Annotated in this window: 18 protein-coding genes and 1 pseudogene; 9 read left to right on the forward strand and 10 right to left on the reverse strand. The window is 70.5% G+C overall.

What is annotated here, in order from left to right:
* Positions 1-1,584: an NAD(P)/FAD-dependent oxidoreductase gene (locus tag AB0J16_RS27120; protein WP_358544489.1), complete on the forward strand. Its 1,584-nt coding sequence runs from the start codon at positions 1-3 to the stop codon at positions 1,582-1,584.
* A gap of 117 nt (positions 1,585-1,701) precedes the next feature.
* On the opposite strand, the gene AB0J16_RS27125 is transcribed toward AB0J16_RS27120, so the two are convergent.
* Positions 1,702-2,772, reverse strand: a complete 1,071-nt coding sequence (locus AB0J16_RS27125) for a LacI family DNA-binding transcriptional regulator (protein WP_358544490.1) — start codon at positions 2,770-2,772, stop codon at positions 1,702-1,704.
* Between the two features lie 74 nt (positions 2,773-2,846).
* On the opposite strand from AB0J16_RS27125, the gene AB0J16_RS27130 reads away from it, so the two are divergent.
* The gene (locus tag AB0J16_RS27130; RefSeq protein WP_358544491.1) at positions 2,847-3,044 is read left to right on the forward strand and encodes a hypothetical protein; all 198 of its coding nucleotides are present in this window, start codon (positions 2,847-2,849) and stop codon (positions 3,042-3,044) included.
* Positions 3,045-3,112: 68 nt separating this feature from the next.
* On the opposite strand, the gene AB0J16_RS27135 is transcribed toward AB0J16_RS27130, so the two are convergent.
* Both AB0J16_RS27135 and AB0J16_RS27140 read right to left on the reverse strand, forming a co-directional pair.
* Positions 3,113-3,958 carry a serine hydrolase gene (locus tag AB0J16_RS27135; protein ID WP_358544493.1) on the reverse strand — a complete coding sequence of 282 codons (846 nt, stop codon included), beginning with the start codon at positions 3,956-3,958 and terminating at the stop codon, positions 3,113-3,115.
* Between the two features lie 62 nt (positions 3,959-4,020).
* Positions 4,021-4,515: a VTT domain-containing protein gene (locus AB0J16_RS27140; RefSeq protein WP_358544495.1), complete on the reverse strand. Its 495-nt coding sequence runs from the start codon at positions 4,513-4,515 to the stop codon at positions 4,021-4,023.
* Positions 4,516-4,664: 149 nt separating this feature from the next.
* On the opposite strand from AB0J16_RS27140, the gene AB0J16_RS27145 reads away from it, so the two are divergent.
* Positions 4,665-5,183: a hypothetical protein gene (locus tag AB0J16_RS27145; protein ID WP_358544496.1), complete on the forward strand. Its 519-nt coding sequence runs from the start codon at positions 4,665-4,667 to the stop codon at positions 5,181-5,183.
* Here the strand turns inward: AB0J16_RS27145 and AB0J16_RS27150 are convergent.
* The 3 genes from AB0J16_RS27150 to AB0J16_RS27160 all read right to left on the reverse strand — a co-directional run bounded on the left by AB0J16_RS27150 (position 5,152) and on the right by AB0J16_RS27160 (position 10,525).
* On the reverse strand, positions 5,152-8,520 hold the full coding sequence (locus AB0J16_RS27150; protein ID WP_358544498.1) for a BTAD domain-containing putative transcriptional regulator: 3,369 nt from the start codon (positions 8,518-8,520) through the stop codon (positions 5,152-5,154). The genes AB0J16_RS27145 and AB0J16_RS27150 overlap by 32 nt on opposite strands.
* Positions 8,521-8,601: 81 nt before the next feature.
* Positions 8,602-9,657, reverse strand: coding sequence for a lysylphosphatidylglycerol synthase domain-containing protein (locus AB0J16_RS27155; RefSeq protein ID WP_358544499.1), 1,056 nt, complete (start codon positions 9,655-9,657; stop codon positions 8,602-8,604).
* Between the two features lie 49 nt (positions 9,658-9,706).
* On the reverse strand, positions 9,707-10,525 hold the full coding sequence (locus AB0J16_RS27160; protein ID WP_358544501.1) for a PIG-L family deacetylase: 819 nt from the start codon (positions 10,523-10,525) through the stop codon (positions 9,707-9,709).
* A gap of 39 nt (positions 10,526-10,564) precedes the next feature.
* Between AB0J16_RS27160 and AB0J16_RS27165 the strand changes: the two genes are divergently transcribed.
* From AB0J16_RS27165 to AB0J16_RS27175, 3 genes are read left to right on the forward strand one after another with little or no spacing between them, the layout of a single operon-like run.
* The gene (locus AB0J16_RS27165; RefSeq protein ID WP_358544502.1) at positions 10,565-11,647 is read left to right on the forward strand and encodes a glycosyltransferase family 4 protein; all 1,083 of its coding nucleotides are present in this window, start codon (positions 10,565-10,567) and stop codon (positions 11,645-11,647) included.
* Between the two features lie 54 nt (positions 11,648-11,701).
* The gene (locus AB0J16_RS27170) at positions 11,702-11,944 is read left to right on the forward strand and encodes a hypothetical protein (protein WP_358428133.1); all 243 of its coding nucleotides are present in this window, start codon (positions 11,702-11,704) and stop codon (positions 11,942-11,944) included.
* Positions 11,941-12,402: a hypothetical protein gene (locus tag AB0J16_RS27175; RefSeq protein ID WP_358544503.1), complete on the forward strand. Its 462-nt coding sequence runs from the start codon at positions 11,941-11,943 to the stop codon at positions 12,400-12,402. The genes AB0J16_RS27170 and AB0J16_RS27175 overlap by 4 nt, the downstream gene beginning before the upstream one ends.
* On the opposite strand, the gene AB0J16_RS27180 is transcribed toward AB0J16_RS27175, so the two are convergent.
* A complete protein-coding gene (locus AB0J16_RS27180; protein ID WP_358544505.1) occupies positions 12,388-13,845 on the reverse strand; it encodes a DUF2079 domain-containing protein in 1,458 nt (485 codons plus the stop codon). The two genes, AB0J16_RS27175 and AB0J16_RS27180, sit on opposite strands and share 15 nt — an antisense overlap.
* Before the next feature lie 125 nt (positions 13,846-13,970).
* A complete protein-coding gene (locus tag AB0J16_RS27185; protein ID WP_357955966.1) occupies positions 13,971-14,351 on the reverse strand; it encodes a hypothetical protein in 381 nt (126 codons plus the stop codon).
* A 108-nt stretch (positions 14,352-14,459) separates the two neighbouring features.
* Between AB0J16_RS27185 and AB0J16_RS27190 the strand changes: the two are divergent.
* Positions 14,460-14,579: pseudogene (locus AB0J16_RS27190) on the forward strand (SRPBCC family protein); the annotation flags it as partial.
* Here the strand turns inward: AB0J16_RS27190 and AB0J16_RS27195 are convergent.
* Positions 14,549-15,118, reverse strand: coding sequence for a DUF1707 domain-containing protein (locus AB0J16_RS27195; protein WP_358544506.1), 570 nt, complete (start codon positions 15,116-15,118; stop codon positions 14,549-14,551). The pseudogene AB0J16_RS27190 and the gene AB0J16_RS27195 overlap by 31 nt on opposite strands.
* A gap of 180 nt (positions 15,119-15,298) precedes the next feature.
* Between AB0J16_RS27195 and AB0J16_RS27200 the strand changes: the two genes are divergently transcribed.
* Positions 15,299-16,228, forward strand: coding sequence for an anti-sigma factor RsbA family regulatory protein (locus tag AB0J16_RS27200; protein WP_358544508.1), 930 nt, complete (start codon positions 15,299-15,301; stop codon positions 16,226-16,228).
* A gap of 166 nt (positions 16,229-16,394) precedes the next feature.
* A complete protein-coding gene (locus tag AB0J16_RS27205; RefSeq protein WP_357955961.1) occupies positions 16,395-17,024 on the forward strand; it encodes a DUF998 domain-containing protein in 630 nt (209 codons plus the stop codon).
* Here the strand turns inward: AB0J16_RS27205 and AB0J16_RS27210 are convergent.
* A complete protein-coding gene (locus tag AB0J16_RS27210) occupies positions 16,985-17,350 on the reverse strand; it encodes a hypothetical protein (protein ID WP_357955959.1) in 366 nt (121 codons plus the stop codon). The genes AB0J16_RS27205 and AB0J16_RS27210 overlap by 40 nt on opposite strands.
* Positions 17,351-17,389 lie beyond the last annotated feature (39 nt).

The raw sequence follows: 17,389 nt of genomic DNA on the forward strand, positions 1-17,389 counted from the left end.
ATGCCCGCAGGATCGACCGACCACGACGTGATCATCATTGGTGGCGGATTCGCCGGCCTGTACATGCTCCACCGCCTGCGCGGCCTGGGCATGGCCGCCCGCGTCCTGGAGGCGGGCAGTGGCGTCGGCGGCACCTGGTACTGGAACCGCTACCCCGGAGCCCGCTGCGACGTCGAGAGCCTGCAGTACTCCTACTCCTTCGCCGAGGACCTTCAGCGCGAATGGACCTGGACCGAGCGGTACGCCGCCCAGCCCGAGATCCTCCGCTACCTCGATTACGTCGCCGACCGCTTCGACCTGCGCCCCGACATCCAGCTGGACACCCGCGTCACGGCCGCGTCCTGGGAGGCGCCCGGCGTCTGGAGCGTCGAGACCGGCGGTGGCGAGCGTCTGTCGGCCCGCTATCTCGTCACGGCGGTCGGCTGCCTGTCGGTGACCAACCTGCCCGCTCTGCCCGGTTCCTTCCGAGGGCCGAGCTATCACACGGGACGGTGGCCGGCCGAGGGCGTGGACCTGTCCGGGCGGCGGGTGGCGGTGATCGGCACCGGCTCGTCGGCCATTCAGTCCATTCCGGTCATCGCGGAGAGCGCCGAGCACGTGACGGTGTTCCAGCGAACGCCCAACTTCAGCGTCCCCGCGCACAACGGGCCGCTGTCGCCGGAGTACGACCAGTGGTTCAAGGCCAACCACCAGGACCTCCGCCGTCAGCTGCGTACCTCCCACAGCGGTCTCCTGGCCGGCCCGAACCCCGACTCCGCCCTGGCGGTGACGGACGAGGCGCGGAGGCAGGAGTTCGAGGCGCGCTGGGAGCGGGGAGGCCTGGGCTTCCTCGGCTCGTTCTCCGACCTGCTGACCAACGAGGAGGCGAACAGGACGGCCGCCGGCTTCGTCCACGGCAAGATCCGGGCCACGGTCCAGGACCCGGCCGTGGCCGAGCTGCTCCTTCCCGGCGGCCACCCCATAGGAAGCAAGCGGCTCTGCGTCGACACGGGCTACTACGCCACGTACAACCGCCCGAACGTCACCCTCGCCGACATCAGGACCGCGCCCATCCAGGAGCTCACCCCTGGCGGCGTGCGTACAGCTGAGCGTGAGCATCCGGTGGACGTGATCGTGTACGCGACGGGATTCGACGCGATGACCGGGCCGCTGCTGGCCATCGACATCCGGGGCGAGGGCGGGCTGTCGCTGCGGGACAAATGGCGGGCGGGGCCCCGGAGCTATCTCGGGCTGATGAGCGCCGGATTCCCCAACCTGTTCACGATCACCGGGCCGGGGAGTCCGTCGGTGCTGAGCAACATGATCATCTCGATCGAGCAGCACGTGGAGTGGATCGCCGAGTGCCTGGAGCGGCTGGACGGGCAGGTCATCGACGCGGATCCGCAGGCCGAGGACGCGTGGGTGGGGCAGGTGAACGAGATCGCGGCGCTGACGCTGTTTCCGCGGGCGAACTCCTGGTACATGGGGGCGAACATCCCCGGTAAGCCTCGGGTCTTCATGCCTTACGTCGGCGGTGTCGGCGTATATCGGGATAAATGCAGTGAGGTGGCTGACAAGGACTACCAGGGGTTCCTCCGCGGCTGAGGCGCCGCCCCACGGCCCCGCGGTCCCGGCCGCCTCGCCGCTCTCGTCGCTCTCGTCGCCTCGCCGCTCTCGTCGCCTCGCCGAGAGCGGGGCCGCCCGGTCGTACGCGAGGCCGGGTCAGACAGCGGGCGCGGCGGTCGAGCCGCGGACGATCAGCTCGTGCGCGAACAGCAATCGCCCGTCCTCGGCGAGTGGTGGCGGTTGCCCGTGTCCGGTGCCGGCCAGCAGCAGGTGGCCGACCGCCGCGCCCATCTCCTGCTGCGGCTGCCTGATCGTGGTAAGACCGGCCTGCTCGGCGGCGCTGTCGGAGAACCCGACGACCGACAGGTCGCGCGGCACGTCGAGCCCGAGGTCGGCCGCCGCGTCGAGGACGCCGAGCGCCAGCACGTCGGTGTTGGTCAGGACGGCGGTGGGCCGCGGGTCCCGGCCGAGCAGCGCGTGGCCCGCCTTCCTGCCCGCCTCCCGGGAGTTGCGGGCCAGTTCGTAGAACGGCACCCCGGCCCAGTCGATGCCCGCCTCCTCGCACGCCGCCTGGTAGCCGCATCGCCGCCCGCGCATGGCCTCGAACACCGCGCTCCGCTGCCTGGTGACGTCGGCCCAGCCGGTGTAGCCGTCGTCGTGCAGCCCGACCATGACCACGCCGACGCGCCGGTGCCCCAGGCCGAGCACGTGGCGGGCGGCCTGCGCCCCCGCCGCGGGCTCGTCGATCCCGACGAACGGATGGCCGCGCACATAGGGCTCGTCGACCACCACGACGGGCAGCTTCCTGCCCAGTACCTCGGCCAGCGCGGGATGCCCGTCGGGCAGCGAGACCACGCAGAACGCGTCGACCACGGCGTCGCGTACGGTCTCCGTCCGCCTGTCGCCGTGCGGCAGCGGCAGGATGAGCAGCCCCACGCCCGCGTCCTCCGCCGCAGTGGCCAGCCCTTGGAAGAAGCCGATGGCGTAGGGGTCGGCGAAGGCGTACGCGAGGGTCTCGCTGAACAGCAGACCCAGCGCCCCGGCCCGGCCCAGCCGCAGTGACCGTGCGGTCGGATTGGGCCCCGCGTAGCCGAGCTCGTCGGCCACCTCCATGATCCGCTGCCGTAGCCCGTCGCTGAGCTGGTCAGGCCGGGAGAAGGCGTAGGAGACGGTGGCCCGGGACACGCCCAGCCTGTCGGCGATCGTCTGCAGCGTGACTCTGGCCATCTGCCAACCGTATCGCCCGGCCTTGCCTGGCCCTTCTTAATCAATTAAGCTCTTAATCGATTAAGGAGGAAGTCATGGATGCCATGCAAGTCCTCGCGCACCAGACCGCGATGGGTCATGGACACACTCTGGAAGAGGCGCTCCCCGGAGCGCCGGTCAAACGGTCGCCCGACAGGGCCGGGGTCCGGCTACGGCTGGCGCACACCCTGCGCTGGACCGCCGATCGCCTCGATCCCGGCACCTGCCCCCGAGCGGTCGCGGCCCGGCGATGACCTGGCAGGTCGCCGCCGGGCCGGAGGATCAGGCGCCGGGCGGTGGGATCAGGCGCCGGGCCGTGGGATCAGCTGCCGGCGATCTGCTCGCCCGCGTAGTCGAGCAGCTTCTCGGCCGTGCTGAAGCGGCGCGCGTCCTGGTCACCGAGGAGCACGCCCACCACCTGCCTGCCGCCGCGCTCCGCCGCGAACAGCAGGCAGTAGCCCGCCGCGTTCGTGTAGCCGGTCTTGACCCCCAGCACGCCGTCAGCCTGCGTGAGCAGTTTGTTTGAGTTGCGCCAGGTGTGCGCCCGGTGCGCGGATGTCTTGGCCACCTTGTGCACCTCGCGCCCGACGACCGTCTTGAACGTCGTGTCGCGGAGCGCCGCCTGCGCCAGCTTGGTCTGGTCGACGGCCGTGGAGTAACCGCCGTTGCTGGGCACGGGCAGGCCGTCGGCGTTGGTGTAGCGGGTGTCGGCCAGGCGCAGCGTCTTGGCCGCGGCGTTCATCTTGGCGACGAATGCCGCGTTGCCCGGCCCGTACGTCCTGGCCAGCGCGTTGGCGGCGTCGGCCCCCGACGGGAGCATGAGCCCGTACAGCAGGTCCCTGACCGTGAGCCGCTCGCCCTTCTTCAGCGAGGCGGTGGTGCCGCCGTACTTGGTCGCGTGCTTGACGTCAGCCGCGGTGATGGTGATGGTGTCGCCCAGTTTGGCCTCGCGGAGCACCACGTACGCCGTCATCACCTTGACGAGGCTGGCGACCGGGACGCGGCTCGTCTCCCGCTTGTTGAAGTGGATCGTTCCCGCTGAATCGACCACATACGCTGATTTTGCCGCCACAACGGGCGGGTCCGCCGCCTGCGCGGCCGCTGCGGGCGACGAGATCCCCACGACCACGGCGAGTGCGGCGCCGCCGATGAAACCCCCAATATGCATGCCGACATGGTCGCAGGTGATCACTGTTTAATATGCCGAACTCTGTCCCAAGTTGACGACACTCAGGCGGCCAGCACCTTGTCCGCCCGCTTCTTCCGGCGCCACACGACGAACCCGACCACTCCGCCGACGAACAGCACCGCCAGGACCGCCGCCGTGATCGGCGACCGCGCGGCGACCTGGAGCCAGGCCCAGATCAGCGCGCTCAGGCCGAACCACCAGACGGGCGGCCAGGTCAGGCAGCCCAGCGCGCTGGCCACGAGGTACCAGGGATAGGAGACGCGTAGGGCTCCGGCGACCCAGGGCAGCGTGTGCCGGAGCATAGGCACCCAGAAGCACCCGTAGACCGCGAACGCGCCCCACTTCTCCACGACCCGCTCGACCTTCGCGATCCGCTCGCGGCCGAGGCGGACGCCGATGCGCGAGTCGTAGAGCTTCTCGCCGAGCCTGCGGCCGATCCAGTAGTACGCCTGGAACGCGCCGAACAGGGCGATGATCAGCACGATCAGCAGCCAGATCGGCCCCACGGGTTCGATGGTGGACGCCAGCTGTCGCATCAGGACCCCACACCCCCGTCGCGTGCTTTAGGTCAGCCTTACCTTAGTTGAAGGGGCAAGTCGTCGCCACAGCAGGGTGCAACTCATCGACAACCAGGGTTCAACCACCTTCGCGTACCACTGTAGGTAAGCAAGAAGGAGTGTTGATCATGGCAACGAGAAGCACCGCGGTTCTGGCCTCCGGCACGGCCAGCACGGCCAAGCTCTTCGTGGCGGCCCTCGCCTTCACCGGAGCCTATGTCGGTTTCTCGGCCTACGACACCGCCAACTCCGCGCCGCACCCGGCGCAGACGGTCACCCTGTCGGCCCGCGAGCTGCCCATCACCTCCCCGACCACCGCCCGGAGGCCCGAAGCCGCCAAGCCGGGCAAGATCAGCGTCAGCGCGCTGCCGGGCGAGGCCGGGTGCGTCAAGACGTTCGTGGCCCGCAGCGTGGTGGTCAACCCCGAGCCCGACCACACCGTGTTGTACGGCTGGGAGCTGTCCCGCTGGAGCCCCGGCAGCAACACCTGGCACTCCTACTTCGTCGACTACGACGGCTTCGCCGGCAACACGAAGACCGTCCGCTGGAACCCCAGCATCACGAACAACCCTGGCTGGTATCGCATCGAGCTCACCGTCGAGGGCGCCAAGACCATCAAGAGCGACCGCTTCCAGGTGAGTTGCTGACCGACCGCCGCGCCGCCTCCACCCAGCGCGGCACGCCGACCCGCTCGGCCACCTCCAGCGCCTTCTCGTAGTGGGCCCGCGACGCGTCCGGCTGACCCAGCCGAACCGCCAGGTCGCCGAGCGTCAGGGCCACCGGCCAGAGCGCCACGACCCCGGTGCCGGCGCCCGCGACGCGGTCGGCGAACGGCTTGAGCTTGTCGTAGCAGTCGATCATCCGTTCGCGGTCGTCGAGCAGCATCCCGGCCAGCGCCCGCCAGGTCATCGCCAGCTCGTACAGGAAGTCGGGCCGCACCGGCGGGCGTACGGCGGCCACGGCCTTGGCGTCGGCCACCCGACCCGCGGAGGCGAGCGCCAGCGCGTAGGCGTCGAGGGTCCACTTCGCGCCCCGCTGATGGGCCGCGGCGAGCAGCTCGACCGTCTCGGCCGCCCGGCCGTCGACCAGGTGCAGGCAGAACGTGGTGATCAGCGGCAGGTCCTGGCGGCCCTCCAGCATGCCCGCCCGCTCGGTCATCCTGGCCGCGTCGGCGTAGGCCCGCTCGGCGCCGCGGTAGTCGCCGGTGATCATCAGCCGCTGACCGGAATACCAGGCGCAGACGGCCGCCGGCGCCGACAGGTCGTACTGTCTGGCCAGCCGGTCGGCCGCGGCGGCGTGCTCGTCGGCGATGGCGAACTCGCCGCGGGCCGCCGCGCATTCGAGCAGCACCAGGTGGGCCAGCGCCTGCGTGGCCATCTGCCCGGAGCGCTGGGCGACCTCCAGCAGCTCGCGGCCGATGCTCTCGCGGGTGTCGACCGCCGGGATGTCGTAGGACTGCCGCAGCCGCCCGCTGAGGGCCGCCGCGAGCAGCGTCGGGTCGCCGCTCTGCCTGGCCAGCTCCAGCGCCTCCAGCGACGCCTGCCGCCCCCGCTCGGGCGAGGAGGAGCCCTCCAGCTCCAGCGCCAGCGTGGTGAGCAGGCTCGCGCGCAGCGTCTGCTCCCCTTCGGGGAGCTCCATCAGCGCCTTCTCGGTGACGTCGACGATCTCCCACGCGGTGCGGGTGAAGTCGCGGGCCATCCCCTTGTGCGGGACGGCGAGCGAGGCCGCCACCCGCGCGGTGATCTCCAGATCGCCCAGCGGCAGCGCGGAGTCCATGGCCTGGCGGCGCAGCAGCCGCGCCGCGGTCATGTCGCCGCACAGCGCCAGGGCCCTGATCTGGCGGAGCATGAGCTGCAACCGGTCCTTGGTGTCGCCGCCGGTGCGGTCGAACGCCGCGATGGCCTGCTCCCACAGCGTGGCCGCCTCGCGGTGGGCGAACCTGCGCTCGGCCTGCTCGGCGGCCAGCCCGGCGTAGTGGACGGCCTTCTCGGCGGCGTCGGCCAGGAAGTAGTGGTGTGCCAGCGCCGCCACGTCGGACGGCGTGCGCCGCTCGATGACCGCCGCGACCGCCGCGTGCAGCCGGGTGCGGCGCAGCCGGGAGGCGTCGGAGTAGATCGTGTCGCGCACCAGGTCGTGATCGAACCTGAGCAGCCCGGGCCCCGGCTCGGTCACCAGCCCGGCCAGCAGCGCCGCCTCGACCGCCTCCACCACGGCGTCCTCGTCGCCCGCCACGTCGACCAGCACGTCGACGTCGACGTCGCGGCCGATCACCGCCGCCTGCAGCAGGATCTGCTGGGCTCCGGCGGGCAGCCGGGAGATGCGCCGCCGCAGCACGTCGCGCACCCCGGAGGGCACCCGCGACAGCACCTCGATCGCGCTGGCCCGGTCGGCCGCCGCCTCGGAGTCGAGCAGGCGTACGGTCTCGCGCACGAAGAACGGGTTGCCGCCGGTGCGCTCGACGATGGACTCGACCGCGTCCTCGTCGATCTCGCGCACGCAGGTGGCCCTGACCAGCTCGCCCACGGCCTTGGGGTCGAGGCCGGACAGCCCGACCCGCACCGGGCCGAGCCGAGCCAGCGCGGCCAGCACGTCGGACTGGCGGTCGTCGAGCTCGCTCTCCCTGCAGGTGACCACGAGCAGCACCCGGCTGGTGGCCAGCAGGCTGGGCAGTGCGCGCAGCAGCGCCAGCGTCTGGTCGTCGGCCCAGTGGAGGTCTTCGAGCGTGAGCAGCACCGGCGCGCGCCGCGCCACTCCCGCGAGGTAGCCGCCGACCGCCCGGTGCAGCCGGAAGCCACCGGACGCCTCGTCGTCGTCGGGATCGGGGTCGGCGTCGTCGAGCAGCGGCGCCAGCAACTGGGCGTATTCGCCCGCGCCGGTCATCCCCACCAGCGCGCGCAGGATCTCCACCCACGCCCAGCCCGGCGGTGTCGCGCTGGAGTCGGGGCAGGCGCCGGAGGCGGTGATCCAGCCGTCCCCGGTGAGCTTGCCGTCGAGCTGGCGCAGCAGCGTGGTCTTGCCCGCGCCCGCGACGCCCGCGACGATCGCCACCTGGAACCTGCCGGTGCGGGCGGCGGCCGTGGTGAGTCTGGCCAGCTCGGCGTCGCGGCCGACGAACGGCTCGGGCTCCAGCGGCGGCGGCTCGATCGGGGCGGCGGGCCGGGGCGGCCAGGTGTCGGTGGGCCCCTGCACGGGCCTGGACGGCCGCGGTGCGACGCTCAGCTCCAGCTCGGGCGCCTGGGCCAGGATGTCGGACTCCAGCTTGCGCAGCGCCGGCCCCGGGTCGATGCCCAGCTCGTCGGCCAGGATGCCCCTGGCCCGGCGCAGCGCCGCCAGCGCGTCGCCCTGCCGGCCGCAGCGGTAGAGGCCGAGGCCGAGGAGCCGCCAGCCCTCCTCGCGCAGCGGGTGCTCGGTGGTGAGCGCCTCCAGGTCGGGCACGGTCTCGGCGGGCAGGCCGAGGCGCAGCCCGGTGTCGGCGTGCCGCTCGCGCGCCACCAGCCGCATCTCGGTCAGCCTGTTGACTTCCGCCTCCGCCCACTGCTGGTCGGCGAAGTCGGAATAGGGAGTGCCCCGCCACAGGCCGAGCGCCTTCTCCAGGCGGGCGCGCGCGGACTGCGGATCGCCCTCCTCGAGGTGCTCGCCCGCCGCCCTGACCAACTGCTCGAACTTGAGCGCGTCGACCTGGTCGGGCGCCACCCGCAGCGCGTAGCCGGAGGCGACGGTCACCAGCAGGCGGTTGGGCCCGCCCCGCGGACGGCCCGGCTCCAGCACCCGGCGCAGCCGGGAGATGTAAACCTGGAGCCCCGACTGGGCTCCCTTGGCCGTATCGTCATCCCACAAGTCGTAAAGGAGCGTGTCAACCGGCACGACCTGACCTCTGGCCACGAGAAGTCGGGCGAGGACGGCCCGCTGCCGCAACCCGCCGAGGTCGAGTTCGTCGTCGTGTTCGTACGCCTCGACTGGCCCCAGAACTCGGAACGCCACCATGTCAGCCGCCACGCTATGCGGGCTTCCGAATCAGGCACAAGGGCCGTGATTGATTAACGCCTGTTCGGTTTGGGATTGTCACTAGGGGGCCTTCGAGATCGCGGACGGGGGCTCCGCGTCGGCGTTCCTGGCGTTGCGCCTGCGCAGTAGCGCCCACGCGCCTAGAGCGAGGCCGCCGAACGGGATCTCGATAGTGTAAGTCCAGAAGCCGAAAAGCAGTGCGGTCGCCGTCGCCGGGGCGGGTGCCACGCCGAAGGCGTAGAGCAGCGCGGCCACGCCGCTCTCCATGATCCCCGCGCCGCTCGGCGTGACCAGCGCGCTGGTCAGCACGCGGGACAGGGCGAAGACGGCGATCGACTGGGCCAGCCCCGGATAGGCGCCGGTGGCGTGCATGCAGACGACCATGATCGCCCACTGGAAGCCTAGGAAGAAGATCATGGCCAGCGACAGGCCGATCGAGCGCGACCTCACGATCTCGGCGGTGTCCTTGCGCAGCCGCTCGAGCGCCTCGGAGGCGTGGAACTTCAGCCTGAGCAGGCGTACGAGGAAGTCGAGGCCCTTGCCCAGGAGGGCGGCGGCGCGGTCCCAGTAGAGGGCAGCGGCCACCACCAGGCAGAGCGCCAGGATCGACACCGCGCCCACCCAGCCGGCCTTGGCCACCGTCGGGTTGGGTGCCTTGCCGGCCGCCAGCAGCGCGATGATGCCGACGGCGGGCAGGATGAATCTGAACAGCGTGTTCCAGATGCCGCTGACCAGGGTCATCACCACGATCGAGCGGTTGGCGAAGCCCCAGCCCCTGGTCATCGCGAACGTCAGCGCCACCCCGGCCGCGCCGCCGAACGGCAGCAGGTTGCTCACCGCGCTGCCCGCCGCGTTGAGCGAGAGCGCCTGCAGGTTGTTGAGACCCGGCAGTGAGTTGGTGAGCACGAAGGTGTAGGCCAGCAGGCTCAGCAGCCAGGCCGCGGTCATCAGGGCGATGGTGCCGAAGCTGAGGCTGTGGAAGAGCGCGCCGATCTCGCGCCAGGACACGGGCTTGCCGGTCAGCGAGTGGACGATCTGCGGCAGGTAGACCACGAGGGCCAGGGCCAGCGCCAGGGAGAGCGCCGACAGCGTGATCTGGAGCCATCTGTTCTTCATCGCGGTACAGTCTGCCGCTCGCGGGGGCGGCTCGGATCATACTGGGGACTTATTTCGGCCATTGGTCCAGAGGATGATTGAGGCGGGTGCCGGGTGGGAGATCACGTCGTACGTACCACTCGGTGCCGAAGACGAGCCGGTAGAGCGGGCCGGGCACCTTGAGCATCACGGCCAGTGTGCGGTCGCTGTCGCCGCCGGTCGCCTGGGAGGCGTGCGCCGACATGGACGCCCGCTTCTGTTTCGCATATTTCCGGACATTTACCCGGTGGGTGATCGTCTCACTCGACGAGTAGGCGCTCTCGAAGGTCCGTACGTCGAACTCGGGCGGGAACCGGTAGAGCTTCCCCGCCAGCTTCAGCAGCCTGACCAGCGGGTCGCGGTTGACCGTCGCCTCCAGCACGACCGCCGTGCCGGCGATCTCCGCCGCCCGCCGCCCCACCCGGTGCACCTGGACATGGTCGGGATGGCCGTAGCCGCCCGCCGGATCGTAGATCGACAGCAGGTCGGCCCGCTCCTCCTCCAGGATGGCGGCCAGCTTTCCGGCGGCCTTCTCGGAGTCGGCGTCGATGAAGGCGTCGTCGGGCCGCTCCTCGGCGCTGCCGCCCTGCGGGCTCAGACCCGAGTCGCCGTAGCCGAGGCACTCGACGCGGGCGCAGCCGAGCAGGGCCGCCGACTCGTACAGCTCCTTCAGCCGGGTCGCGCGCAACTCCTCGCCCGGCCCCATCTCGGCCAGGCCGCGCTCGCCGGCGGTCGCCACCACGAGGACCACGCGGTGTCCCTCGGCCGCGAGCATCGCCATCGTGCCTGCCGTCAGCAGGGCCTCGTCGTCGGGATGGGCGTGGAAGAACACAGCGGTACGTGGAGGCACAACGCCCAGATTAGTCTGGGAGGGGTGCGGATCTTTCACGTGAGTGACTGTTACCTGCCGCGACTCGGGGGGATCGAGGTTCAGGTCGCCGACCTCGTGCGTACGCAGCGCGAGGCCGGCCACGCCGTCGAGGTGGCGACCGCGACCAAAGGAGAGGCGCTGCCCGGCGTGCACCGGATCGTCGCCAGGATGCCCTTCGACCTGCCGGTTCACCCGTTCGGAGTGGGACATCTCACGCGGCGGCTGACCTCCACGCGGCCCGACGTGGTGCACGTCCACATGGGCGCGGTCTCGCCGTTCGCCTGGATGGGGGTGCGGGCCGCGAAACGGGCCGCGATTCCCTGCGTCGTGACCGTGCACAGCATGTGGGATCCCGTCACGCGCGGCGTCTACCGGTTGCTGCGGCTGGTCTACGGCTGGCAGGACTGGGGGCTGGTGGCCACCACGGTCAGCAACGCGGCGGCGGCCCCGATCCGGTCGGTCGCGGGGGAGGGGGTGCCCGTGCACGTGGTGTCCAACGGCCTCGACCTGTCGGGCTGGCGGCTGTTCTCCGGGTCGCCGCCGGAGCCGCGCGAGGAGGTGCACGTCGTGGCCGTGGGCCGTCTGGCGCCGCGCAAGCAGCCGGTCCGGCTGCTCAAGCTGCTCGACATGGTGCGCTCCCGGGTCCCCGCGGGCATTCCGCTGCGCGCCACGGTGATCGGCGACGGCCCGGCGCGCGCCCAGATGGAGCGTTACCTGGCCCGGCACGGCATGACGGGCTGGGTCTCGCTGCCGGGACGCTACACCCGCGAGCAGATCGCCAAGGTGCTGGAGTCGGCCGATGTGTTCGTGGCGCCGGCGCCACGCGAGTCGTTCGGGATCGCCGCGCTGGAGGCCCGCGCCGCCGGGCTTCCCGTGGTGGCGCGGGCGCAGAGCGGGGTGGCCGACTTCGTCCGGCACGGCACGGAGGGGCTGCTCGGCCGCAGCCTTGGCGACCTGGCCGCCGCCGTGGCCCGCCTGGCCACGGATCCCGAGCTGCGGCAGCGCATGATCGCCCACAACCGCGCCGTCCCGCCGTCGGCGGGCACCTGGCCGACCGTCCTGGCGGGCTTCGACCGGGCGTACGCGGAGGCCATCGGATAAACCACCTGAGGCAGGGGGTCCGTCCTGCGCTGTCTTCGGATGTATATTGTTACCATGGTAACAGTTGATCGCACGCAGACCGGGTTGCGGCTCGAGCGCAACCTGCTCAAGGTGCTCAAGGGCTTGGCCGAATATCTGGACATGTCGCTGGGCGATCTGGTGGAGGGGATCGCCTTGCACGCCTTCGAGGGGCAGGCGCCCTTCACGCCCGAGACGCTGGGCAAGATCGAGCAGCTCAAGGCCGTCTACGGCCTCACGCTGACCGCGGCCGACGCGCACCGGATGGTGGAGAAGTGAGCGGGGCCCAGGTCCGGCTCAGCGGGCAGCTCGCGGTGGCGCTGCCGCCTGCCGAGGCGTTCCGGTTGTTCACGCCCCGAGGGGAGGAGGAGTGGGTGGCCGGTTGGCTGCCCCGCTTCCCCGTGCCCACCGCCGACGACAGCGAGCCGGGCACCGTGTTCGAGACCGACGCCCACGGCGAGCGGACCACCTGGGTGGTGCTCGGCAGGGAGAGCGGGCGGCACGTCTCGTACGCGCGGGTGACGCCGGGTTCGCGGGCCGGGACCGTCAGCGTGGCCGTGGGCGAGGGTCGCGGCGGCGGGAGCGCTGTGCGGGTCACGTACGAGCTGACCGCGCTCTCGCCGGAAGGGGAGCGGGAACTGCGGGAGTTCGCCGACGGCTATCCGGCCTTCCTCGCGTCATGGGAACGCGATATCGCCGCCCGCTTCGGACCGAGCGACACGTCACGTACGACGTAGCACCACATAACCATCGCGGTCGAACACCTTCGTATACCCCTCGGTCACCAGCCGGTCCACCTGGGCGCGCTGATCGTCGGGGGAGCCGAACGGGAACTGCCAGCGGGCCGTGTCGGCCGCCACCCACGCGGCGCCGCGCGGCTGCCCGGTCCAGAGCAGGACGGTGGTGCGGGAGGTCAGGGCCGGGCCGAGCGAGTTGGCGGCCTCCACGGTGACGCCCGTGGGCACCGCGGCCACCGCCGCGGCGGCCGATTCGGTCCTGATCTCCTCCGCCTTGTAGAAGGCCGGATGGTAGAGCTGGTCGAGGGCGAACTTCGGCACCAGGGTGAGCGCGACCACGAGCGCGCCCGCCGACCAGGCCAGCTTGAGCGAGCGGTCGTCGGCGCGCTTGATCCGGCGCAGCAGCCTGGACAGCCCGTCGACGCCCGCGAGGAGCAGGATCACCACCGTGAAGGCGTTGTACTGGAAGTCCGCCCGCCACCACGGTTCGCGGTCCGACAGCATGCGTTCGAGCACGTGCGGCAGCGCGACCAGCGACAGCGGCGACAGCAGGCAGAGCAGCAGCGTCGGCCAGGCCAGCAGGAACAGCGTGTCGACCTTGGTCTCCTCGCTGAACGGCAGCAGCAGCGCGTTCAGCGGGTCGCGCAGCAGCGTCAGGATCGCGCTCGGCGCGTCGGGCCCCAGGTGGCCGTAGGCCCAGAAGTCCTGGCTCTGGCCGCCGAGCAGCGAGATGAGCGCGCCCCGGGTGAGCATGACCCCGCCGAGGCCGATCGCGGCGCAGCACATCCCGCGGAACCTGTCGCCGGTGAGGAAGAGGTAGAGGCCGAAGCCGATCACAGTGAGGCCCATGTCCTCCTTGACCAGGAGGAGCGCGCCCATCGCCGCGAACGCGGGCAGCAGCCGCCCCGCGTGGTAGCGCTCGATCATGATCGCGGTGAGCAGCGGGACGAACATCACCTCGTGCGCGTCGAACGCGATCGCCTGCGCGACGGGCCACGACAGCGCGTAGGCCACGGCGACCAGGTAGGCCGGGGCAGTGCCCAGCATCCGCCTGGTGAACAGCCAGATGAACGGGATCGCGGCGGCGAACAGCAGCGCCTGGGCCACGATCAGCGAACCCGGGCCGTCATGGATCCAGTAGAAGGGCGCCAGCAGCGCGTAGATGGGCGAGAAGTGGTCGGCGAGCTGGAGGTAGTCCAGCCCCCGGTCGTGGAAGGCGCCGACCATCGGGATGTACGGCGGCCGGAAGTGCGCGTAGTTGCGCACGGCCTGGTCCACGATCACCAGATCGAACGTGCTGGCGCGAAAGGTGGCCAGCTTGACCAGGCCGAGCACGGCATAGACGGCGGCCGAGACCACGACGATCAGCCCGACGCGCAGGCGGTTCGGCGTGATCCGGGCCGTCCAACGGGCAGCGCCTGCTGCCAGAGCTTCCCCCGTCACGGGCAGCAAGCGTAGACCGATTCCCCCTGATCGCGTTCGCGGAAAGTTCCCCCTGGACCGCGTACGCGACAAGGCCGCCGCGCCGAGCCGCCCCCCGCGGCCGGTGCGGCATGCCGGCAGAAGCGTCAGGTGCAGGCGCTCTGGATCTTCGTTACGAAGCTCTGCAACTTCTGGACAGAGTCCATCGAGCCGGTGGGGTCCTTGGCATCGATCTTGATGCCGTCGAGCCCGGTGGCAAGGTCATTGAGCGCGGCGGCGAGGTCGCCGTCGTACTTGCCGGCCAGCGTCTTCACCTTGGCGGCGGCCTCATCGCCGGCCTTCTCGAAGGCCTTGGGATCGGTCGCGGCCGAGGTCATGCTGCCGTTGAAGTCAGTCATGATCTTCGTGACTTCGCTGCCCATCTGGTTGCAGTCGACAGCGTTGCCGATGGCACCACAGGCGGTGGTGAGGCCGGCAAGAGAAAGCGTCGCGATCGCGATGGCGATGCGACGACGAGGGGGTGTCATTTCCGTGCCCTTCGTTGCGTTTAGCGACGAAGCGACATTATGGAGTAAACCTTGACAGGTGCTTGCACCCCACTAGCACCATCAGTATCAAGTCGTTGTAAAGCGGACTGCGAGCGGACCCAGCCCGGTATGTCGTCACGCGCCTACCGGGCGGGCGGGGTCCTGGTGCCGAGCGAGCACCACATCTCGATCTTCCATCAGTGGGTGAACCAGCGCTTACGCGGATAACGGATCACCAGACTCCCGTACTTCGCCTGGCCGCTGACCACCACATAGAGGGCTCCCGGCTGAGGTCGGCCCGGCACCTCCGACGTCACGGTGTTGCCCCACTCCGTGCGGAACCTGTCGATGTCGGCCGCGGCGCCGTCCGGCAGCACGATCTTGGCCGAACCGTACTTGAGGTCGAGGTCGATCTCGACGACCGGATGGGAGATGACCGCCTCCGACAGGTCGAGTTCGATGCCGCCGTACTTGGAGGCGACCCTGAGCCGGCGGGGGACCGCCCAGTCGCCTGATCGCTTGATGGCGCCGTTCTTGGACTCCAGTTCCACCACCTCGTCGGCCACGGGCCCGTCCACCGCGGGCCCGTCAGCCGGCAGGTCGGCGGTCAGGCCAGCCAGATCGCCGTATGTTCGTGCCGTGAGGGCCAGTTCGAGCCGGTCCTCCAGCTCCAGCTGGGTGAGACGGCCTTCCATGAACGCTTCCTGCAGCTTGCGCGCGCCACGCTCACGGTCGGCATCTGAGACGCGCATCTGTAAATCCGACATGTTCCGAGCATAGGTTCGCCCGCTTCAGAACGGGAGGCGTCGGCCGGAGGGCGTACGCAGATCGAGAGGGAGCGGCCGGGGGGAGGGCTTCGTCGGCCGGACGATCTGGAGTCTCTTCATAACACATGGATACCCAACGGATTGCCGTAAAGACCTCATGGCGGGGTAGCTTGAAGTGTGATGGCGGCAGACCCCTTCGTACACCCGGCCCTCTTCTACCGAGGCGACCGGGAATATGTGGCGGCTACCACGGCTTTCGTCCGCGAAGGGCTAGATTCGGGAGAGCCCGTCGCCGTCGCGGTTCCGCCCCGGAATCTCGCCCTGATCGAGGCCGGTCTGGGGCGCGACGCCGACGAGGTGCTCCTGCTCGACATGACCAGCGCCGGGCGCAATCCAGGACGCATCATCCCCGCCGTGCTCCGCGAGTTCGCCGACCGCCACCCTGTCGGTCACGTACGGATCATCGGCGAGCCCATCTGGCCGGGCCGCACGGTGACGGAATATCCCGCCTGCGCCCAGCACGAGGCCCTGATCAACTACGCCTTCACCGGGCGCCACGTCACGATCCTGTGCCCGTACGACCTCGACGGGCTCGACCCCGAGGTCATTCGTGAGGCCGAGCAGACCCATCCCGTGCTGCGCGACGGCTCCGGCGAGTGGCACAGCGGCGACTACGCGCCCCAGAAGGTCGTCGACGGGCACAACCAGCCGCTGGACGAGCCCGCCGACTTCCTCTCGCTCCGCTTCGACCACACCAACCTGGCCGCCGCGCGCGGGCTGGCCGCCGGGCGGGCCGCCGAGCTCGGGTTCAGCCGGGCCAGGCTCGACGACATCCGCCTGACGATCGCCGAGCTGGGCGCCAACAGCCTCGATCACGGCGGCGGCGCCGGGCTGATCAGGGTCTGGGCCGAAGCCGACCGGCTGGTGTGCGAGGTCAGCGACTCGGGCCACATCATCGACCCGCTGGCCGGGCGGACGCCGGTCGATCCGCGCACTCCCGGTTCGCGCGGCCTGCTGATCGTCAATCTGCTCAGCGACCTGGTCCGCGTGCACACGCGAGCGGGCGCCACCGTGATCAGGGTCTACTTCGACCTCCCCGCGGTGGTATAGCTGGCCCTACCTACCCTGAGGCGGCGGGCTAGACCCAGGGGTGGGTTCCCGCAGGTCAGCGGGCCGGTATCCGAAGTGCTACGACCTAGGTATTAAGGGGCGCTTCAGGGCCTGTTCGGGTCGATCTCCGATACTCCGGAAGCCCGTATTCCACGACCTTTGAAGCATGAAGGCATTGCTTGTCAGTGGATTCGCGGCCATCGGAACCGGCGCCGGCGCCATGCTCACCTTGCACGCGGAATCGGGGCTGGACCCCATGCACAGCGTGATCAGTGAGTACGCCTTTCAGCCCTTGGGATGGCTGCTGCCGACCTCGCTGACGCTGTTCGCGGTCGGCTCGGCACTGATCGCCGAGTCGCTGCGCCGGGCGGGCGCGAGCGTCTGGGTCGTGCTGCTGCTGCTGGCGTGGGGCGGGAGCATGTTCCTGATCGGTGCCTTCCCCACGGACCGTCCGGGGGTGCCGCTTTCGCTGTCGGGCGGCATTCACAGATATGCCGCCTTCGCCGCCTTCCTGGTGATGCCGGCCGCGGGGATGCTGCTGGCCAACGCGCGAGTGCGGTACGCCAGGGCCGTCCGGGTCCTGAGCGCGGTGGCGCTGGGCGCGCTGTTGCTCGTCGTGGTCCCGTACGTCGTGCGGATGTTCGGCATCGAGTTGTCCAACGACGACATCCCCGCCGGGCTCACCCAGCGGGTCGTGGTCCTCACCGAGATCGGGGTGCTGGCCCTGGCCGGGATGTCGCTGCTCAAGCCTTCGGTTCAGCGCTCCCAGGGTGGCGTGTCGCCCATCTTGGCGTAGTACTTGGCCAGGTTCTTCTTGACCCTCTCGATGTCGCCCTGCGGGATCTTGACCCCGCCCCTGGCACCGTCCACGACCGCGGCGGCGGCGATCACGGCCCGTGGGACGACTTTCAGCTCACCACCGACGACGTCGGCGATCGGCAGCTTGTAGGCGCCGAACTCGTCGGCGTCGTCGCTGTCGTACCAGAGGAAGGCCTGGCGGTACTTCTCGTCGGGCTTCTTCTCGGCGTCCGCCCACTTACGCACCCGCTTGTCGGCCGCCGCCGCGTCCCATTCGCGGTCACGGTCGGCGAGAGGCAGGTCCCGGAACTGTGTGACAGTCATACCCGCTGGCTACCCGGCTCCAGGGCGTGAAACGGGCTG

This window comes from Nonomuraea sp. NPDC049750, from assembly GCF_040659625.1.
Lineage (GTDB): Bacteria > Actinomycetota > Actinomycetes > Streptosporangiales > Streptosporangiaceae > Nonomuraea.